This is a genomic window from Granulicella rosea (genome assembly GCF_900188085.1).
Classification (GTDB): Bacteria; Acidobacteriota; Terriglobia; order Terriglobales; family Acidobacteriaceae; genus Edaphobacter; species Edaphobacter rosea.
Map to the genome: position 1 here is coordinate 1 of NZ_FZOU01000018.1, position 16,947 is coordinate 16,947.

At 63.0% G+C, this 16,947-nt stretch carries 10 protein-coding genes; 6 read left to right on the plus strand and 4 right to left on the minus strand.

Annotated elements, in window-relative coordinates:
• Positions 1–117: 117 nt before the first annotated feature.
• A complete protein-coding gene (locus tag CHB87_RS21405; RefSeq protein ID WP_089410499.1) occupies positions 118–1,473 on the minus strand; it encodes a hypothetical protein in 1,356 nt (451 codons plus the stop codon).
• A 339-nt stretch (positions 1,474–1,812) separates the two neighbouring features.
• Between CHB87_RS21405 and CHB87_RS21410 the strand changes: the two genes are divergently transcribed.
• From CHB87_RS21410 to CHB87_RS21425, 4 genes are all read left to right on the plus strand, one after another.
• The gene (locus CHB87_RS21410; protein WP_089410500.1) at positions 1,813–5,391 is read left to right on the plus strand and encodes a carboxypeptidase-like regulatory domain-containing protein; all 3,579 of its coding nucleotides are present in this window, start codon (positions 1,813–1,815) and stop codon (positions 5,389–5,391) included.
• A 104-nt stretch (positions 5,392–5,495) separates the two neighbouring features.
• Positions 5,496–6,704, plus strand: coding sequence for a glycoside hydrolase family 27 protein (locus CHB87_RS21415; RefSeq protein ID WP_089410501.1), 1,209 nt, complete (start codon positions 5,496–5,498; stop codon positions 6,702–6,704).
• Positions 6,705–6,760: 56 nt separating this feature from the next.
• On the plus strand, positions 6,761–8,167 hold the full coding sequence (locus CHB87_RS21420; protein WP_089410502.1) for a glycoside hydrolase family 28 protein: 1,407 nt from the start codon (positions 6,761–6,763) through the stop codon (positions 8,165–8,167).
• 34 nt (positions 8,168–8,201) lie between these two features.
• Entirely contained in the window at positions 8,202–10,499 is a 2,298-nt protein-coding gene (locus CHB87_RS21425) for a GH92 family glycosyl hydrolase (protein ID WP_245818173.1), read from the plus strand.
• 215 nt (positions 10,500–10,714) lie between these two features.
• On the opposite strand, the gene CHB87_RS21430 is transcribed toward CHB87_RS21425, so the two are convergent.
• On the minus strand, positions 10,715–11,575 hold the full coding sequence (locus CHB87_RS21430) for a manganese catalase family protein (protein WP_245818175.1): 861 nt from the start codon (positions 11,573–11,575) through the stop codon (positions 10,715–10,717).
• Between the two features lie 298 nt (positions 11,576–11,873).
• Between CHB87_RS21430 and CHB87_RS21435 the strand changes: the two genes are divergently transcribed.
• Together CHB87_RS21435 and CHB87_RS22075 are read left to right on the plus strand one after the other, a co-directional pair.
• The gene (locus tag CHB87_RS21435) at positions 11,874–13,055 is read left to right on the plus strand and encodes a glycoside hydrolase family 1 protein (protein ID WP_217897090.1); all 1,182 of its coding nucleotides are present in this window, start codon (positions 11,874–11,876) and stop codon (positions 13,053–13,055) included.
• Positions 13,056–13,171: 116 nt separating this feature from the next.
• Positions 13,172–14,893: an SAM-dependent methyltransferase gene (locus CHB87_RS22075; RefSeq protein WP_176441922.1), complete on the plus strand. Its 1,722-nt coding sequence runs from the start codon at positions 13,172–13,174 to the stop codon at positions 14,891–14,893.
• On the opposite strand, the gene CHB87_RS21445 is transcribed toward CHB87_RS22075, so the two are convergent.
• Positions 14,859–16,043: a glycosyltransferase family 2 protein gene (locus CHB87_RS21445; RefSeq protein WP_089410505.1), complete on the minus strand. Its 1,185-nt coding sequence runs from the start codon at positions 16,041–16,043 to the stop codon at positions 14,859–14,861. The two genes, CHB87_RS22075 and CHB87_RS21445, sit on opposite strands and share 35 nt — an antisense overlap.
• The gene (locus tag CHB87_RS21450) at positions 16,040–16,843 is read right to left on the minus strand and encodes a PIG-L deacetylase family protein (protein WP_089410506.1); all 804 of its coding nucleotides are present in this window, start codon (positions 16,841–16,843) and stop codon (positions 16,040–16,042) included. Before CHB87_RS21450 ends, CHB87_RS21445 begins: the two co-directional genes overlap by 4 nt.
• Positions 16,844–16,947: the final 104 nt, after the last annotated feature.

Genomic DNA, 16,947 nt, shown 5'->3' on the forward strand with positions numbered 1-16,947 from the left:
AAACGAGAGGTCATCGGACACGAAGAGATCTTCCTCCAACTCCACGACCACCTCCCACCAGAGATGATCTACGAAAGAGAACTCCTCATCTGTAGGTTGTAAAAACGCTGCGTTTTCCTACGGAGCCGCCGCGATCCGGTACGAGATCACCTCGGAGCCGAGCGGCGTGCCGCTGAGCCGAGAGGTGCGCAGCAGAAGCTGAAAGTGCGGAAAACCGGGCGTGCCCATCTGCCTCCGAAAGCTCTCCAGCGAGTCGTTATTCGTGAGGAACTCGCCGCCGGCCTCGGTCGCCTGCGAGTCCGTGCCGGCCAGCAGGAGCGTGTCGCCTCCGCCGCTCAGGTTGGGCAGAAAGGCGATGACGCAATAACCGGTCTTGGCCGAGGGATCGGCCGCGGAGGCATACTGCGCCTGCTCGCCCGGCTTCGGATGCTGGATCGTCACCGTCGCCAGGGTGCGATCGGTCGAGACGCCAAACTTGTAGACCATCTTGTCTTCGAACAGCTCCACCCACGGGTTCGACCGCCGGCTGCCAAGCAGGATCGACGTTCCGTGACGCAGCGCATCCGGCGAGTACTCGCGCGCGAAGAGCAGATGCGTCGCATTGGCGCGCGTGTCCAGTGCGCTGATGCGTTGCGCGACGCGAAAGTCGCCGATGCTGCCGTTGTTCCGGCTAAGAATCATCCCCAGATCCTTGTGCTCCTGCTTTCGGGCGTCGTCCGAGAGCGCGTCGAGCGACTGAACCTGCTGGTATCTAAAATTAAGGTAGTCGCTCAGCGAGAGCTGCTGGCGGGTGATGTCCTGCGCCAGCGCATACGAGGTGTCGGCCAGCAGGATGTTCACGGTCTGGTCCCGGCCGAAGAACGGCTCCCAGAAGGCGCGCAACGCGGCCTGGCTCTGCCACGGGTGCAGATGTCGTTGCAGATCCTGATTTCGCCACGCCAGCACCCCCACGACGACAAGCAGCACGACGATCGCGCCAGCCAGCGCCGCCACAAGAGCCGCTGAGAAGGATCGGCCAGCAGCAGCCTGCGGCAGGGGATCGGACGTCTGAACCGGCGCTGCCGGATCGGGCATCGGCGTCGCATCTTCAAGCAGGGGGTCCGGCTCCCGGTGGCGAAAGACCGGCGTGTAGCTCCCGCGAGGAATCTCGAACAGCAGCGGCTCCTCGCGTCCCTCTTCGGCAAAGTAGAGATCGATACGCTTGCGCAGCTCGGTGGCATTCACCCGGACGATATTGTCGGAGCCGGTGTCGTAAGAGGGCTGGCGCCCGAAGACGGCCGAGCCGATCTGCTGCTCATGCAGCTCTTCCTTCGCATGATGCAGGCCGTGATTGCCGACATACAACAAAAAGTCGCGCAGCCTAGCCGATCGTCGCAGCGGCGTGCTGCCCGCGACACGCTCCAGGAGAGCCTCGCACTCTGCCGCCGTCGGCTCTGCCGGATTCTGCAGCGGATTAGAGAAGGTGCGAGGCATCACGTGAACATCCGAACAAGGTGGAATTTTAGCATCAGCGCGCAATCACCGGCGCTTTCCAACTCTTAACCGTTAGAACTTCGTCGTTACAACCCGGAAATTCCCCAGTTTTCGCACCCATTGCAGCTCGCATTGACCTTGCCAATGCAGGGCAGCGGAGTTCTGCCTCTCTGCCGCGCTGCCCATACCGAAGTCCTTACGGTGAATTAACTTGGCAGTCGTTTTCGCAAAAAACGAACCTTCTCATGTTTTCAACGATGCCTTCAGGCGGTTCCGAACTCTGCAATCGCACCTGAAGACGAACAACGGTCCGAAATCTCTTGAAGGTCAGGTCGCTCTATGAAGAAGTTTTTCCCCACCATATTCCTTGCGGGCGCACTCCTTGCCCCCGCCTCTCTGCTCGGTCAGGTCTCGAGCAGCACGATCAGCGGCAGCGTGGCCGACACCACCGGCGCGGTCATTCCCGGCGCCAAAGTGGTCGCAACCAACACCGCGACCAACGTCAAGACGGTCTCCATCACCGACTCCGCCGGATCGTACACCCTGCCGTTTCTGCCTCCGGGCAGCTACACGGTCGAGGTGGACGCGCCGCAGTTCAAGCACTATAAGCAGTCGCAACTGAACCTGAGCGCGGGCGACCATCCCAACATCGACGTCCACCTGGAACTCGGCGGATCCGATCAGGTGGTGCAGGTGACCGCCGACGCGCCCCTGCTCGGCACGGCGGACGCCTCGAACGGCCAGGTCGTGACCACCAAGCAGGTCGAGAGCCTGCCGCTGAACGGCCGCACCCCCATGGTGCTCACCCAGTACACCGCCGGCGTCGTCAGCACGACCACCCCCGGCGCCGTGCATGCGTATGACAACAGCGCGGTCTCGGCCTTCAGCATCGGCGGCCTGCCGAACAAGACCAGCGAGATCCTGATCGACGGCGCGCCCGATAACGCGTCCGACAACTCCGCCGCGTACAGCCCGATGGTCGACGCCGTGGCCGAGGTTCGCATTCACACCTTCGAATCGGATGCCGCGTATGGCCATACCGGCGGCGGAGTCGCGAACCAGATTACGAAGAGCGGCACGAACCGCATTCACGGTTCAGGCTGGGAGTTTAACCAGATCAACAACCTGGCGGCGAACAACTACTTCAACAAGCGGACCGGCACCCAGCTTGCCGCATACCAGTACAACCAGTACGGCGGCACCATCGGCGGCCCGGTCTTCATTCCCAAGGTGTTCAACGGCAAGGACAAGCTCTTCTTCTTTTTCGGCTACGAGGGCATCCACAACAACGCTCCCGGCCAGGTGACGACCTCCGTGCCGACGGCAGCGGAGCTGAAGGGCGACTTCTCGCAGACGCTGGCGTCGGGTTGCCCCGGCGGCTATGCCAACAATCCCGCGACCGCTGCGGCAATCTGCCTGCCCTATGGCACGCAGACCACGAACTACGCCGACCCGGGACAGCTTTATAACCCGTCCACCGGCACGCTCTCCGGCACGCTCGTGACCCGGCAGCCGTATCTGAACAACCAGATTCCCACCTCATCCTTCAACTCCGTGGCGACGGCGTTGGCTGCCTACTACCCTGGAGCAAATGTCACCGGCAACTCGGACGGCTCGAACAACTACAGCGGCGCGGTTCCGGGCGGCGATCGTTATGACAACGAGTTCTTCCGCGTGGACTACAACATCTCGCAGAACAACAAGCTGTTCGCCACCATCCGCCGCAACAACCGCAACAACTTTGCCAACGAGTTCTTCGGCGCCAACGACATCGCCATCGGCGATATCCTGACCCGCAGGAACTGGGGCGGCACGCTGGGCGATGTCTACACCATCAGCCCCACGCTGATCGGCGAATCCCGCATCAACTACACCCGCTACGTGCAGAACCAGACCTCGCCCGCGCAGGGCTTTGGCGCGACCAGTCTCGGCCTGCCGTCCTACGTGCAGACCAACGCGCAGATCCTGCTCTTCCCGCAGGTCAAGTTCGGCTCCTGCACCACGGCGGTCATCCAGTGCCTGGGCACCAGCACGACCTCGCCTGGCCTCGGCGTCTTCAACAGCTTCGGCGTCTACACCGACCTCATCAAGATCGTGCGTAATCACACGCTGAAGATCGGCTTCGACGGACGCGAGTACCAGAAGGGCGGCTTCACCTACGGCGCATCGCAGGGCGCGTACACCTTCGACGCCTCGTACGTGCAGGCGACCAACGCCTCCAGCACATCGACCAACTCGCTCATCGGCAACGACCTCGCGGCCTTCCTGCTCGGCCTGCCGACGACGGCCTCCTACGACGTGAACGCGAAGGAGGTGGCGCAGAACAAGTACCTCGCCGCCTTCCTGCAGGACGACTGGCGCGTAAGCAACAAGCTGACCCTGAACATGGGCCTGCGCTTCGATCAGGACTTCTCGCCCTACGAGCGCGACAACCGCATCGTGAACGGCTTCGCGGCAACCACCGCGAATCCGATTGCAGCGGCGGCGCAGACAGCCTATGCCGCGCATCCCATCGCGCTGCTGCCGGCAGCCAACTTCGCCGTCAACGGCGGACTGACCTTCGCCAACGCGCAGAACCGCAACATGTACGACGTGCAGTCGCACACCTTCAGCCCGCGCGTCGGCTTCTCGTTCACGCCAAAGGCCGATGGCAAGACGGCGATCCGCGGCGGCTTCGGCATCTTCGTCCTGCCAGAGCTGCCGTATCAGAACGCCATCAACCAGGAAGGCTTCAGCCAGACCACGCAGGCCCAGACGACCACGAACTCCTACCTCACGGCGAACGCCACCCTGAGCAATCCTTTCCCGGCGGGCATCCTCGCGCCGGCTGGCTCGTCGGCTGGCCTTGCGACCTTCAACGGCCAGGCCATCACCTTCTTCAGCCCGGTGGTTCACAACGGCTACTCGGAGCGCTGGACGCTGGGTGTGCAGCACCAGCTTCCGGGCAACTACCTGCTGGAGGTCGCGTACGTCGGCAACCACGCGTTGAAGCTGCCCATCAACCAGCAGCTCAACTACATCCCGAAGCAGTACCTCGCGGCGACGACGGACCCGACCCTCAACGCGACCGTGAAGACACAGTTGAATACCAACGTCACCAACCCTCTCGCCGGCCTGCTGCCGAACGGCGCGGGCAGCATCAACAGCTCCACCACCGCGACCTATCAACTGCTGCTGAAGTATCCCGAGTACCCGCTGAACGGCGTGACGTTGCAGAACGCGCCGGCCGGTAGCTCGTACTTCGACGCGCTCGATGTTCGCGTTGAAAAGCGTCCGGGCAAGGGCATCACCTTCCTCGTGAACTACCAGTGGTCGAAGGTGCTGGAGCGCGTCACCTACCTGAACAACTTCGACGCCTCGCCGGAGCTTCGCATCTCGCAGTACGATCATCCCAACCACATGGTCGCCGCGGTGACCTACGATCTGCCCTACGGCCGCGGACGCATCTTCGGCGACAAGGGCAGCAAGTTCCTCACCATCCCGCTCGGCGGCTGGACGATCAACAGCATCTACACCTACCAGACCGGCGCGCCGCTCACGCTGGGCAACGTCATCCGCTATGCCGGCGTGCCGTTGAACTACAACGACCGCCAGACCGCGCCGAAGGTTTCGTCGTTCAACACCGCGGCCTTCGACATCGCGGCGGCCGATCAGCCGACGTACAACGTACGCACGCTGCCCAGCCAGTTCTCCAACTTCCGCATCGACTCGATCAACGACTGGGATGGCTCGATCATGAAGGCCTTCAACTTCACCGAGCACACCTACTTGCAGATTCGCGCCGAGGCGTTCAACGTCAACAACCGTCCGCAGTTCGGCGCGCCGAACCTGACGCCGACCAGCAGCGCCTTCGGCCAGATCACCAGCCAGGCCAACACGCCGCGTGTACTCCAGCTCGGCGCCCGGCTCTCGTTCTAAACAATCCCTTTACCCCGGCAGGCCGAAGCGTTGTCCAGGTGCTCCAGCTTCGGCCTGCACTTTTCTAAAAAAAGGCTTGCTTTCACTCCTCAAGAGAGGTCCACATGCGCACCCGCTACCTTGCATTGCTCGCAGTTATTCTTTTACCTTCTCTCGCTTTTTCGCAGAGTAAGCCGGCGCCGCCTCTGGCCGCCACGCCGCCCATGGGCTGGAACTCCTGGAACTGGTTCGCGGAGAAGGTGACGGATAAAGATGTTCGTCAGGCCGCGGACCTGCTGGTCTCCTCCGGCATGCGCGACGCAGGATATATCTATGTCAATATCGACGATACCTGGGAGGGCGTCCGCGATCAGAACGGCGATCTGCATAGCAACGAAAAATTCCCGGACATGAAGGCTCTGTCGGACTATGTCCATAGCAAAGGATTGAAGCTCGGCATCTATAGCTCGCCCGGAGCGAAGACCTGCGCCCGCTTCGAAGGCAGCATGGGCCATGAAGATCAGGATGCGCGGCTCTATGCCTCCTGGGGCATCGACTATCTCAAGTACGACTTATGCAGCTTCCATAACGGCGTCATGCGCAAGGATCATCCAGGCGACAGCCCCGAGGCGATGACCTTTCAATACAAGGCCATGCGCGAAGCCTACGAGAAGATGCATCAGGCGCTCCTCAAGACCGGACGTCCCATCGTGTATAGCCTCTGCCAGTACGGATTCGACTCGGTGTGGCAATGGGGTCCGGAGGTCGGGGCCAACCTGTGGCGCACGACGGGCGACATCTCGCCCAGCTTCGACCGCATCTCGCTGATCGGCCGCGAACAGGCGGGTCTGGCTCGCTACGCGGGTCCCGGCCACTGGAACGATCCCGACATGCTCGAGGTCGGCAACGGCAAGCTGACGCTCGACGAAAACCGCACGCACATGGGCATGTGGGCGATGCTTGCGGCGCCGCTGCTTGCGGGCAACAACCTTTCGCAACTTACCTCCGAAACCACCGCCATCCTTACCAACCGCGAGATACTCGCCATCGATCAGGACCCGCTGGGCAAGCAGGCGGATCGCATCTATGCCGAAGGGCCGGTTGAGATCTGGGCTCGTCCTCTCGCGGATGGCAGCGTCGCTCTGGCGATCTTCAACTTCGGCGAGCAACGCACGTACATGCGCGGCATCTCGCTTCATCTGGAGCAAGCGGGAGCGGCCAGCGGCTGGCGCGCTCACGATGTATGGATGGCGAAAGACCTGGGACCGATCTCCAACACATTGCCCATCACCGTTCCACGTCACGGCTCAGTGATCCTGCGCCTCTCGAAATAGCGATCGGCGAGATATCCGCGAACACACGATAGGGGAAGGGCCAGGGAGCAGCATCCATGAAGACAAGACGAGGTTTCCTCTATGCCGGAAGCGCTGGACTGGCGGCCATGCTGGTCAGTCCGCGCTATGCCTTTCCCGGCATGCAGGGCGGAGCAGAGTACGACGTGACGAAGTATGGCGCGGCGGGCGACGGCTCGACCGTCGACACGGCCGCCGTGCAGAAGGCGATCGACACCGCGGCCAGCCGTGGCGGTGGCCGCGTCATCCTGCCCGCGGGCAAGCGCTTTCTCTGTGGCGGATTGATCCTGCGATCGGGCATCGAGTTTCATCTCGGCTCGGACGCGGTGCTGCTCGCCAACACCGATCCCGCGGACTACGGAACGTTGAAGGCCATGCTGAACTGCGATGGCGCGCAGGGTTTGAAGATTACCGGACCCGGCGCGCTCGACGGCCAGGCGCTCAAGTTCATGACCGCCTACGACGAGACCGACGAGCGCTGGGAGCCGAAGGCCTTCCGTCCACGCATGTTCTCGCTGGTAAGGGCGAAGGATATGGAGATCACGAGCGTCTCGTTCGGCGGCGCGCCCAACTGGGGCCTGCACATGCTGGGCTGCGAGCGCGTGCTGGTCGACGGCCTGCGCGTGCGCAATTACATGAACGTCCCCAACTGCGACGGCATCGACCCGGACCACTGCCGCGACGTGGAGATTCGCAACTGCGACATCGTCGGCGCGGACGACTCCATCGTCATCAAGACCAGCGAGCAGAAGGAAGACTATGGCCCAAGCCGCAACATCACCGTGAAGGACTGCGTCGTCAGCTCGCGCGACAGCGGCCTGAAGGTAGGCACGGAGACCTTCGGCGACATCTCGAAGATTCTCTTCGAGCGCTGCAAGGTTCTATCCGCCGGACGCGGACCCACGATCACGCACCGGCAGCCGGGCAACATTGAAGACATCGAGTTTCGCGATATCGAGATCGTCGCGGCAGAGCATCATGCAGCCCGCTGGTGGGGCTGGGGCGAGGCCATCTCCATCACCGCATGGCCGCGCACGGCCGACGGCAAGGTCGGTTCTCTGCGCAACATCCGGCTGCGCAATATCCACGGCCGCGCGGAGAACAGCGTGCGCATCGACGGGCAGAAGGATCAGCCGATCGAGGACGTGCTGCTCGAGAAGATCGACATCACCATCGACAAGTGGACGAAGTATCCCGGCGGCAAGTTCGACAACCGGCCGACCGGCCCGAACGTCGAAGGGCTTGAGCTCCACGACACGCCCGTCTTCTCCATCCGCAATGCGAACAGGGTGCTGGTAAAAGACTGCACCGCGCGCTGGGGCCAGCATCCCGAGAAGTACTTTTCGAACGCGCTGCAGGCGAGTAACGTGCAGGGGTTGAAGCTCGAACGCTTCAACGGCAAGGCTGCGTTTCCGGACGCCCGGAAGGCCGTCGTCATCACCTAGCAGCAAAGGCTGCGGCACTTGTTTTATGGAGGCTGTGTTGAAGAACTTGTTGTCTTTTTGCCTGTTGCTGGCGGCGATCCCCATGCAAAGCCAGACCGGGCCCGCCGACTACGTGCATCCCCTGGTCGGCTCCGCGAATGAGGGCCAGACCTATCCCGCCGCCGGCGTGCCTTTCGCCATGACGCACTGGAGCCCGCAGACGCGCGCGGGCGAGATCAAGTGCGTCGCTCCCTACTACTTTGGCGATCGAAAGATTCAGGGCTTTCGCGGCACGCACTTCATGAGCGGAAGCTGCGTGCCGGACTACGGCAGCTTCACGCTCGCTCCCGGCATGGGCGCCTTGAAGACCAATGCGGTCGAACGCGCCTCCAGCTTCGACCGCGCGACGGAACACGCCGCGCCGTATGCCTACAGCGTCGAGCTGAAAGACGCCGGCGTGAAGGCCGAGATCACCGGCACGCTGCGCGCGGGCGCCATGCGCTTCCAGTTCACGCGCGACGACGACGCATGGGTGGTCATTGAAAACAACGCCCGCGGCGGCGATGGCTGGGTGCGCGTCGACGCCGCAAAACAAGAGGTCACCGGCGAGGTTCCCGTGCGTCGCGAGTATGCCGGCTCCGGCAAGCTCGCCGGATTCAGCGGCTACTTCGTCGTCGAGTTCAGCAAGCCCTTCGCGGACTCCGGCGCCTTTGCCGGCGCGAAGATCGCCGAGGGCAAGGCGGAGCAACGGGGCGACGGCCAACCGGTCGGCGTGGTTCGGATCCCGGCCATCTCGACCGCCGTCGTCGGAGCCTCGAAGGCGGTCATCGACATGCCCACGGGCTCGCCCCGTCCCGGCTTCGGCGGCTATGTACGCTTTCCCGGCGCGCATGCGGGCGACGTGGTCGTCGCGCGCACCGGAACCTCGTTCGTCAGCGTGGACGAAGCGCGCAGGAACCTTCGCGCGGAGATTCCCGGCTTCGACTTCGACGCCGTCAAGCAGCAGGCTCGCGCCGCGTGGAATCGCTCGCTGGGACAGATCGAAGTGAAGGACGACATCCCCGCCCGCACCATCTTCTACACCGCGATGTATCACGCCTTGCTGCACCCTCGCACGCTCAGCGATGTCGACGGCAGTTATCCGGCCTTCGCCAGCATGGGCAGGATCGCGCACGCCGATGGCTTCACCTACTACGACGACTTCTCCATGTGGGATATCTTCCGTGCGCAGCTTCCGTTGCTCACGCTGCTCGACCCGCAACGCAGTGTGGACTTTGTGCGGTCGCTGATGGCCAAGGGCGACGAGGGCGGCTTTCTGCCCATCTTTCCGGCCTGGAACAGCTACACCTCGGAGATGGTCGGCGATCATGCTTCGGTCGCCATCCTCGACGCCTGGCGCAAGGGTCTGCGCGGCTTCGACATCGAACACGCCTACGGCCAGATGCGCAAGAATGCGACGGAGCTTCCGAAGGACCGCGCCGAGTATATCGACGGCAAGGGCCGGCGCGGGCTGGACTCCTATCTGAAGTACGGCTACATCCCGCTTGAGGATCACATCGGCGATGCCTTCCATAAGAACGAGCAGGTCTCGCGCACACTGGAGTATGCCTTCGACGACGCGATGATCGGCGCGCTGGCGAAGGATCTGGGCAAGGACGCCGACGCAGCCCTGTTCACCGGGCGCGGCCAGAACTGGCGCAAGGTCATCGATCCGCAAACCGGCTTCGCACGCGGCCGGCTCGCGAACGGCGCGTGGGTTTCGCCCTTCGAACCCGCGGGTAAATATAGCTGGATCACCGAGGGCACGCCGTGGGTCTACACCTTCTTCGTCCCGCAGGATGTACCGGGGTTGATCGCGCTCGAAGGCGGCCCGAAACGCTTTGAAGAAAAGCTCGATCGGCTCTTCGATGGCAAGTACTACGATCATGGCAACGAGCCCAGCCACCATATCGCCTACCTCTACGACGCGGCCGGCGCGCCGGCGAAGACACAGGCGCACGTCCGCGCTCTGATGGAAAGCGAGTACCGCGACGGTCCGGGTGGGTTGGCGGGAAACGACGACGCCGGACAGATGAGCGCGTGGTACGTCCTGAGCGCGCTGGGCTTCTACCAGGTGGCGCCCGGTGTGCCGGAGTACTGGCTCGGCTCGCCGCGATTCCATGAGACAACGGTCTTGCTGCCAAGCGGCGAGAGACTGCGCGTGATCGCAAAGGGCGCCGCTGACGGCAAGGTCTACGTGCGGCGTGTCACCTTCAATGGAACGGAGATCGCTGGTTTCAAGCTGCGGCACGCACAGCTCGCCGGGGGCGGCGTGCTGGAGTTCGAGATGAGCGCGCAACCGCCGGTAAAGTAGGCGCGGCGCCGAAGCGAATATACCGAACACTTCTTATCGGACGCCATCGCAACCCCGCATCGCGTGACGGCGACAGCAAAGGAAAGTGGCGCTCTTCGAAGATTGGAAGAGCGCCACCGTCGGCGTGGCTCCGGTTGTGGTCAGATCGCAACCGGAGCCGGAGATACTGCTCCATCGCGGCGCGCCGACAGCATACGCGCTCCGCGGCCGCCGTCTCAGGCCTCGTCCACCGCGCCCTTCGCCGCCTCCTTTTCCTTGGCCTCGTGGAGCGCCTTCTGCTTCGGACCCACGCCGTTGGTCCACTCTCCCACCGGCGTGGAATCGATGGGCGAGGTGGTCTCCGTGCCGGGTTGAGGGTCGTACGGGGTAACGTTCAAACCTTCACCTCCCTTGATCTCGGATTGGACGGTGTAAAGGCCGTTGCCGCTATTCCACGGGCCCTTGAAATCGGTGTCGCCATACTGATTTTCACCGGTCGAACCGTTGAAGAACTGATCGACAAGTCCGGGGGTGGGTTCGATGATGCCGACGGCGAACTGCGGCTTCTCCATGCTGTCGAGGGCGGCGGTAAAGGCGCGCATGTGCGTGATCTCGCGCGTCATGAGAAACTGCAGCGCCTCCTTCGAACCCTTGTCCTGGGTGAAGGCGATGAGGCGTTCATAGACGATCTTGGCGCGAGCCTCGGCGGCAATGTTGCTGCGCAGGTCGACGGCCAGATCGCCCGTGATCTTCAGATAATCCGAGGTCCATGCATTGCCCATGGAGTCGAACAGGGCCACGCCGCCGCCACCGGCGATGGCGACGAGAGGGTCGGCCTCCGCCGCTTCGCGTTCGTCCTTCATGGGCTTCAGATGCATGCGGATCAACGCGCCGACCACTTCAAGGTGGCTTAGCTCTTCCGTTCCGATATCCATCAGAAGATCTTTGCGTGCGGCGTCTTCGCAGTTGAAACCCTGGATGGAGTACTGCATGGCGGCTGCGAGTTCGCCATTCGCGCCGCCAAACTGTTCGAGGAGCATGCGGCCGAATTTGGGATCGGGTTCGCCGATATTCACGGTGTACATCAGTTTCTTCACGTGGTGATACATAGTTGGCTCCGAAGCGTACATGTAAGTTGTGGAGTGGGCATGCCGTACGTTGAAGCATGTTCACTGTGATCTCACGATCCGTTCAATGTAGGGCGGGATCACACGTACGTCCGCGCTGTTGGATGCGGGAGGTTTATTTTGTGTCTCCGCGCATTCCAGATATTTGTCACGGCCCGGCGGAAGGTCATGTAGAAGACGTTGAACTCATTCCGATCGTCGCGTGCTGCTTTGGATCGATGTTGCATCTTACCCATCTGCAGGGCGACCTTATGCGCAGGTGAACGAGTTGAGTGCAGAGTTCAAGAGCTTCTTCATGGGCGGTTTTGAGTGTGCGACGCATCGTCGACGCGACGGTCTTCGGATGGACGTAATCGCGAAGGGACAACACGACCGGAACGCGGAGGCCGACTACCGGATGCTGCAGCGCGCCGGCATCGGCACGGTGCGCGACGGCTTGCGCTGGCATCTGATTGAGACGACGCCCGGCGCGTACGACTGGACGAGCTTTCTCCCTTTACTCGATGCCGCCGCCGCCTCCGGAACGCAGGTCATCTGGGATCTCTGCCACTGGGGAGTGCCCGATGGGCTTGATGTCTTCAGCGGTGAGTTTGTAACACGATTCGCTACATTTGCCGAGGCGGCCGCGCGTCAGGTCTTCGAGCGCACGGGAGGATTCGATGGCCCCGTTCCCTTCTATTGCCCGATCAACGAGATCAGTTTCTGGGCCTGGGTCGGAGGCGATGTGCAGGCCTTCTGGCCGCACCGCGAGGGCCAGGGACCGGCGCTGAAGCGACAGCTCGTGCGCGCGTCCGTGCTGGCGATCCAGGCGATTCGGCGAGTCGATCCGCGGGCGCGCTTCGTGCAGGCGGAGCCGATCATCCATATCGTGGCGGATGAAGAAGACTTGGAGCAGACTCCCGGCATAGCCGGCGATGTGGCGCGACACAACGCTTCGCAGTTCGAGGCATGGGATATGTTGCGTGGGGATCTCGCCGGGGAGCTTGGAGGCGCGACCGAGCTGCTCGACGTGATCGGCGTGAACTACTACTGGAACAACCAGTGGGTGCATGATGGCGAGCGGACGCCGCTGGGACATCCCGGTCATCGGCCCTTGCACCTCATGCTGGAGGAGCTCTGGCGGCGCTACGGCCGTCCGATTGTCATCACCGAGACAGGCGCCGAGGCGGAGGCGGCGAACGGGTGGATTGGGTATATCGCCGCCGAGGTGCGACAGGCGCAGCGCGCTGGGGTCCCGGTGCTCGGCGTCTGCCTTTATCCGGTAATGGACTACCCGGGATGGGACGATGAGCGGCATTGCCCATGCGGTCTCATCGAGGTGGCGGAGGACTGGGGCGCGCGCACGCTGCGCAACGATCTTGCTGCCGAAGTCGTGCTGCAGGCGAGCATGATGGCGAGGGCTGTGGATGGCGAGGCGACGAGCATCCAGCCAGCCTTGTCGAAGCGGTGATGAAGGCCGCGCGAATCGAAGATGGAGCACCGCGAGCGCATGCAAGGGGATGTATGGAAAAGTTGACGGAAGAACGGGAAACGACGGCGCCTCTCGACGCAGGCGATCGCGAAGCCATGTTGGAAGCGCTCCTGCGCGAAAGCCGCGCGCTCGCGCATGAGTTGGCGATGAGGCCGAACCTTGGATTGAACGCCGCGCCCCGGCGGGAGTTGGAGCGTCTGGCCGCGCTTGGCCTGATGATGGCGCCGTTCCCTGTCGCGGCAGGTGGTCTTGGCCTGGGCATCGATGCGGGCACGCACCTGCCGCTGCTGAAGCTGCTGACGATTGTGGGTGGCGCCGATCTTGCGCTGGGACGGATCTACGAAGGTCACGTGAATGGCGTGCTGCTTGTGGCGCGGTATGGCTCCGCGGAGCAGGTGGCGCGGCTGGCGGACGAGTGCCGCGCGGGCATGATCTCCGGCGTATGGAACACAGGCGGCCCGCAGGTGCTGCGCATCGAGGCCGTGCAGGGGAGGCTGCGGTTCGAAGGGATCAAGACATTCGCGACCGGCGCCGCCTTCGTCCAACGGCCGATCGTGACCGCGGAGCTCGAAGGCCAGGGCTGGCAGATGACCCTGCCGAAGATGGATACGCTGGGGGCGGCGCTCGATCGCAGCTTCTGGCATCCGTTGGGAATGGAGAGCTCCGAGAGCTTTCAGGTCGACTTCAGCGGCGGTGCGCTGCAGCAGGAAGAGCTGATCGGCGCGCCGGGCGACTTCTATCGCGACCCCATGTTTCGCGGCGGCGCCATCCGGTTCGCGGCGGTACAGACCGGCGCACTGGTGCGTCTGCACGGCCTGTTCACCGCATGGTTGAAGGAGGTTGGCCGCGAGGGAGATCCGTATCAGATTGCGCGGCTTGGAGAGATCTCCATCCTCACCCAGGAGGCCGTGCTTTGGGTCGAACGCGCCGCCCTTGTCGCGGAGCAGAGCTTCTATCGCGAGGAGAAACAGCACAGGGAGCGCATGATCGAGTGCGCCAACCGGATGCGCATCGCAATCGAGCGCAAGGCGACGCGCGTCATGGAGTTGGTGACGACAGGCGTGGGCGCGCATGGTCTTCTGCAGCCGCACCCGTTCGAACGCATCCTGCGCGATCTGACCATGTACCTGCGACAACCAGCGCCGGATCAGGCGCTGGCGGCGACAGGCCGCGCGTCTCTGGATAAGTCGGGGCGATACGCCGATGGAACGGAGTGGGGCCTGTGGGCCTCGGACCCAGCCACGGAGTCGCTTCAGCCAAAGTACTTCCAGAAGATCTACCAGCTCAAGCGCGACCCGTGGGACTTCGAAAGCAGCGCCTATGAGCGGGACAAATACGCGCGAACGATTCAAAGTCTACCGCGCGGCATGTACGACAACGCGGTCGAGGTGGGGTGTTCGATCGGCGTGCTGACGGCCTGTCTGGCGGTGCATTGCAGGCGGCTGCTCGGCATCGATGTATCGGACCAGGCCCTGACGCTCGCGGCGCGCCGGTGCGCGGCTTTACCGCAGGTAAGGTTCGCCCGCATGCAGGTTCCCGAAGAGTTGCCGAACGAACAGTTCGATCTCGTGGTGCTCTCCGAGGTGGCGTACTACTGGTCGATGACCGACCTGCATCGCGTGGCCGATGCATTCGCGAAGCGGCACCGTGCGGGAGGACATCTGGTGCTTGTCCACCTGACGGAGCCGGTCGCGGACTACCCACTTACCGGCGACGATGTGCATGGCTACTGGCTGACTCGTCCCGAGTGGAAGAGCATGCACTCCTCGCGTCACGAGCGGTTCAGGATCGATGTGTTGCAGCGTCATGAAGTATGACGAGCGCTGCCTCGAGTCGTTGAATGACACCGGTGATCTCCGCATGGCGCGGCGCCCTGTAGGCCTCGAAGGTCTCTTCGATGAGAGCGTTGCAGTCGATCCGTTCGAGAAAGCGCGCAGTGCTCATACGCTGCTCCTGGCAATGGCGAATGCGATCGCGCCAGCCGGCAGGAAACGTCTCAAGATCCCGAGGGCTCAACGCGACATTGACTCTGCGCAGGTTGGCGAGGCTTCGGAAGCGATGCATCATCCACTCCGCCGAGTCGACCATCTGTGGCAGCCCCCGCGCCTGCTCTTCGGTCCAGAGCGTAAGCTGCCCGGAAAGTCCAACTTCAGCGCGACCGTCGAGACGCGAAGACGTGGTGATGTTGACCCGTGAGGAGTGACGAATGCGCGCGCCGACCTTACGCAACGCATCGATAAAAGCGACGTCTTCCAGCGGCTTTACCGGGGGCAGGCCGCCGCTGGCGCGATAGATCGCCGGCGTGCAGGCCAACGATGCGCCGAAGTGTTGAAGATGACGCGGCCACGGGTCCGCGGGATCGGGGTCCAGCAGCGACTCTACCTCCGCCACCAGACGCTGCAGCTCGCAATCGCGTTCGTAGTAAAGTCGTGTGCCGGGCGCCAGCTCGTCGAGGTCCGCGGCGGAGAGATGAATGCGGCCTCCGACGACATCCGCGCCTTCTGCAATCTCGCGAAGGTTCTGAGCGATCCAGTCTTCGGCAACGCGTGTGTCCGCGTCGGTCGAAAGGATGGCGCGAGCTTCCCCATCGCGAAGACGGAGGGACTCCAGACGCTCGCATGCCAGGTCCATGAGCATGCGGCGCGCCGTGCCGACATGGGCCCAATCCGCGGCAAGCTCACACTCCAGCACATGCAGATGAAAGGCCGGATAGCGCTCCGCATAACGACGCGCCAGTGCGGCGCTGCCATCGATGCAGTTATTCAGCAGCAGGATCACCTCATAGCGAGCGCAGGCGAGCGGTCTCCCATCGAGCTCGACTTGCAACCGTAACGCGTCCAGTGTCTCCCCAAGAGACTCTTCTTCGTTGCGCGCCGGGACGATGACGGAGGCGCGGCAAAGCCCGTGGATTGGGGCTATGCTGGCGCCTGCAAGCGGAGTCGTCGAGGGATGAGATGGAGTGCTCATGCTGGCAATGGGTATCCTTGCGGATCGACCTGATTGGTCGAGAGCGATAAGGCCTCCGCCGCGGCGAGCCACTTTGCATTGGCCCAGAGTCTCTCGCCACCGCCATAACGCCGCGAAAATTCAGCGATCGGCTGCGCTTCCTCTGCACGTATCTGCGACGAGTAGAGCCCTGCGTTGGCGCGCTTGAAGCCGATAGGATCGATCCCCGCGTCATGGCAGAGCACCGGCGTCAGCGAGGTGCGATGCTCCTCTATCAGTCGACGCCGCACCTCATCAAGATCGGCGCGCGCGCCTTGCCTCGTCGCGTAGGGCAGGTCTTCATAAAAGGCGCATGGCAGATACGGGACAAGAGGTAGCGCGGCGTTGCGCGCAATGCAGTGATCGACATGTCGTCCAAGCGCAAGCGGCAACACCAGGGCAACATCCTCTTGATGAAGAAGGCGCTGCAGATGACCGCGTATCGCGGGGAGAGCTGCATCCGTTCCCGTCTCAAGCGTGGCGCAAACCTCGGAGCTGTGGCAGCCCAGCCGGATGGGCGAGTCGTCCAGATCCAGGTCGAACTTCGTTGCGCCGTGCATGACCTTCAGAAACGACTCGTCTTCCATGCGGCGAAGTCCAGAGACATAGTTCACGCGATCCTCCTCGCGGATGGATTCGACATCCGCATAGGGCGCGTACAGCGAGCGAGTGAAGATGTTGACGATCTGAACTCGATGACCGCGGCCGAGCCAATGACGCATCGCGATGGACAAAGAGAACGCAGCGTCGTCGCGGTGTGGAGAGATGACATATAGATCCATGCTGTTGAGGTCTCTGTTACTTACGAATCGTTCAATCGCGGCTTGAATCACTCGGCCAAGTTTGTGATGCGGAGCATGACGGATCGGTTAGTCGGGATACTTTC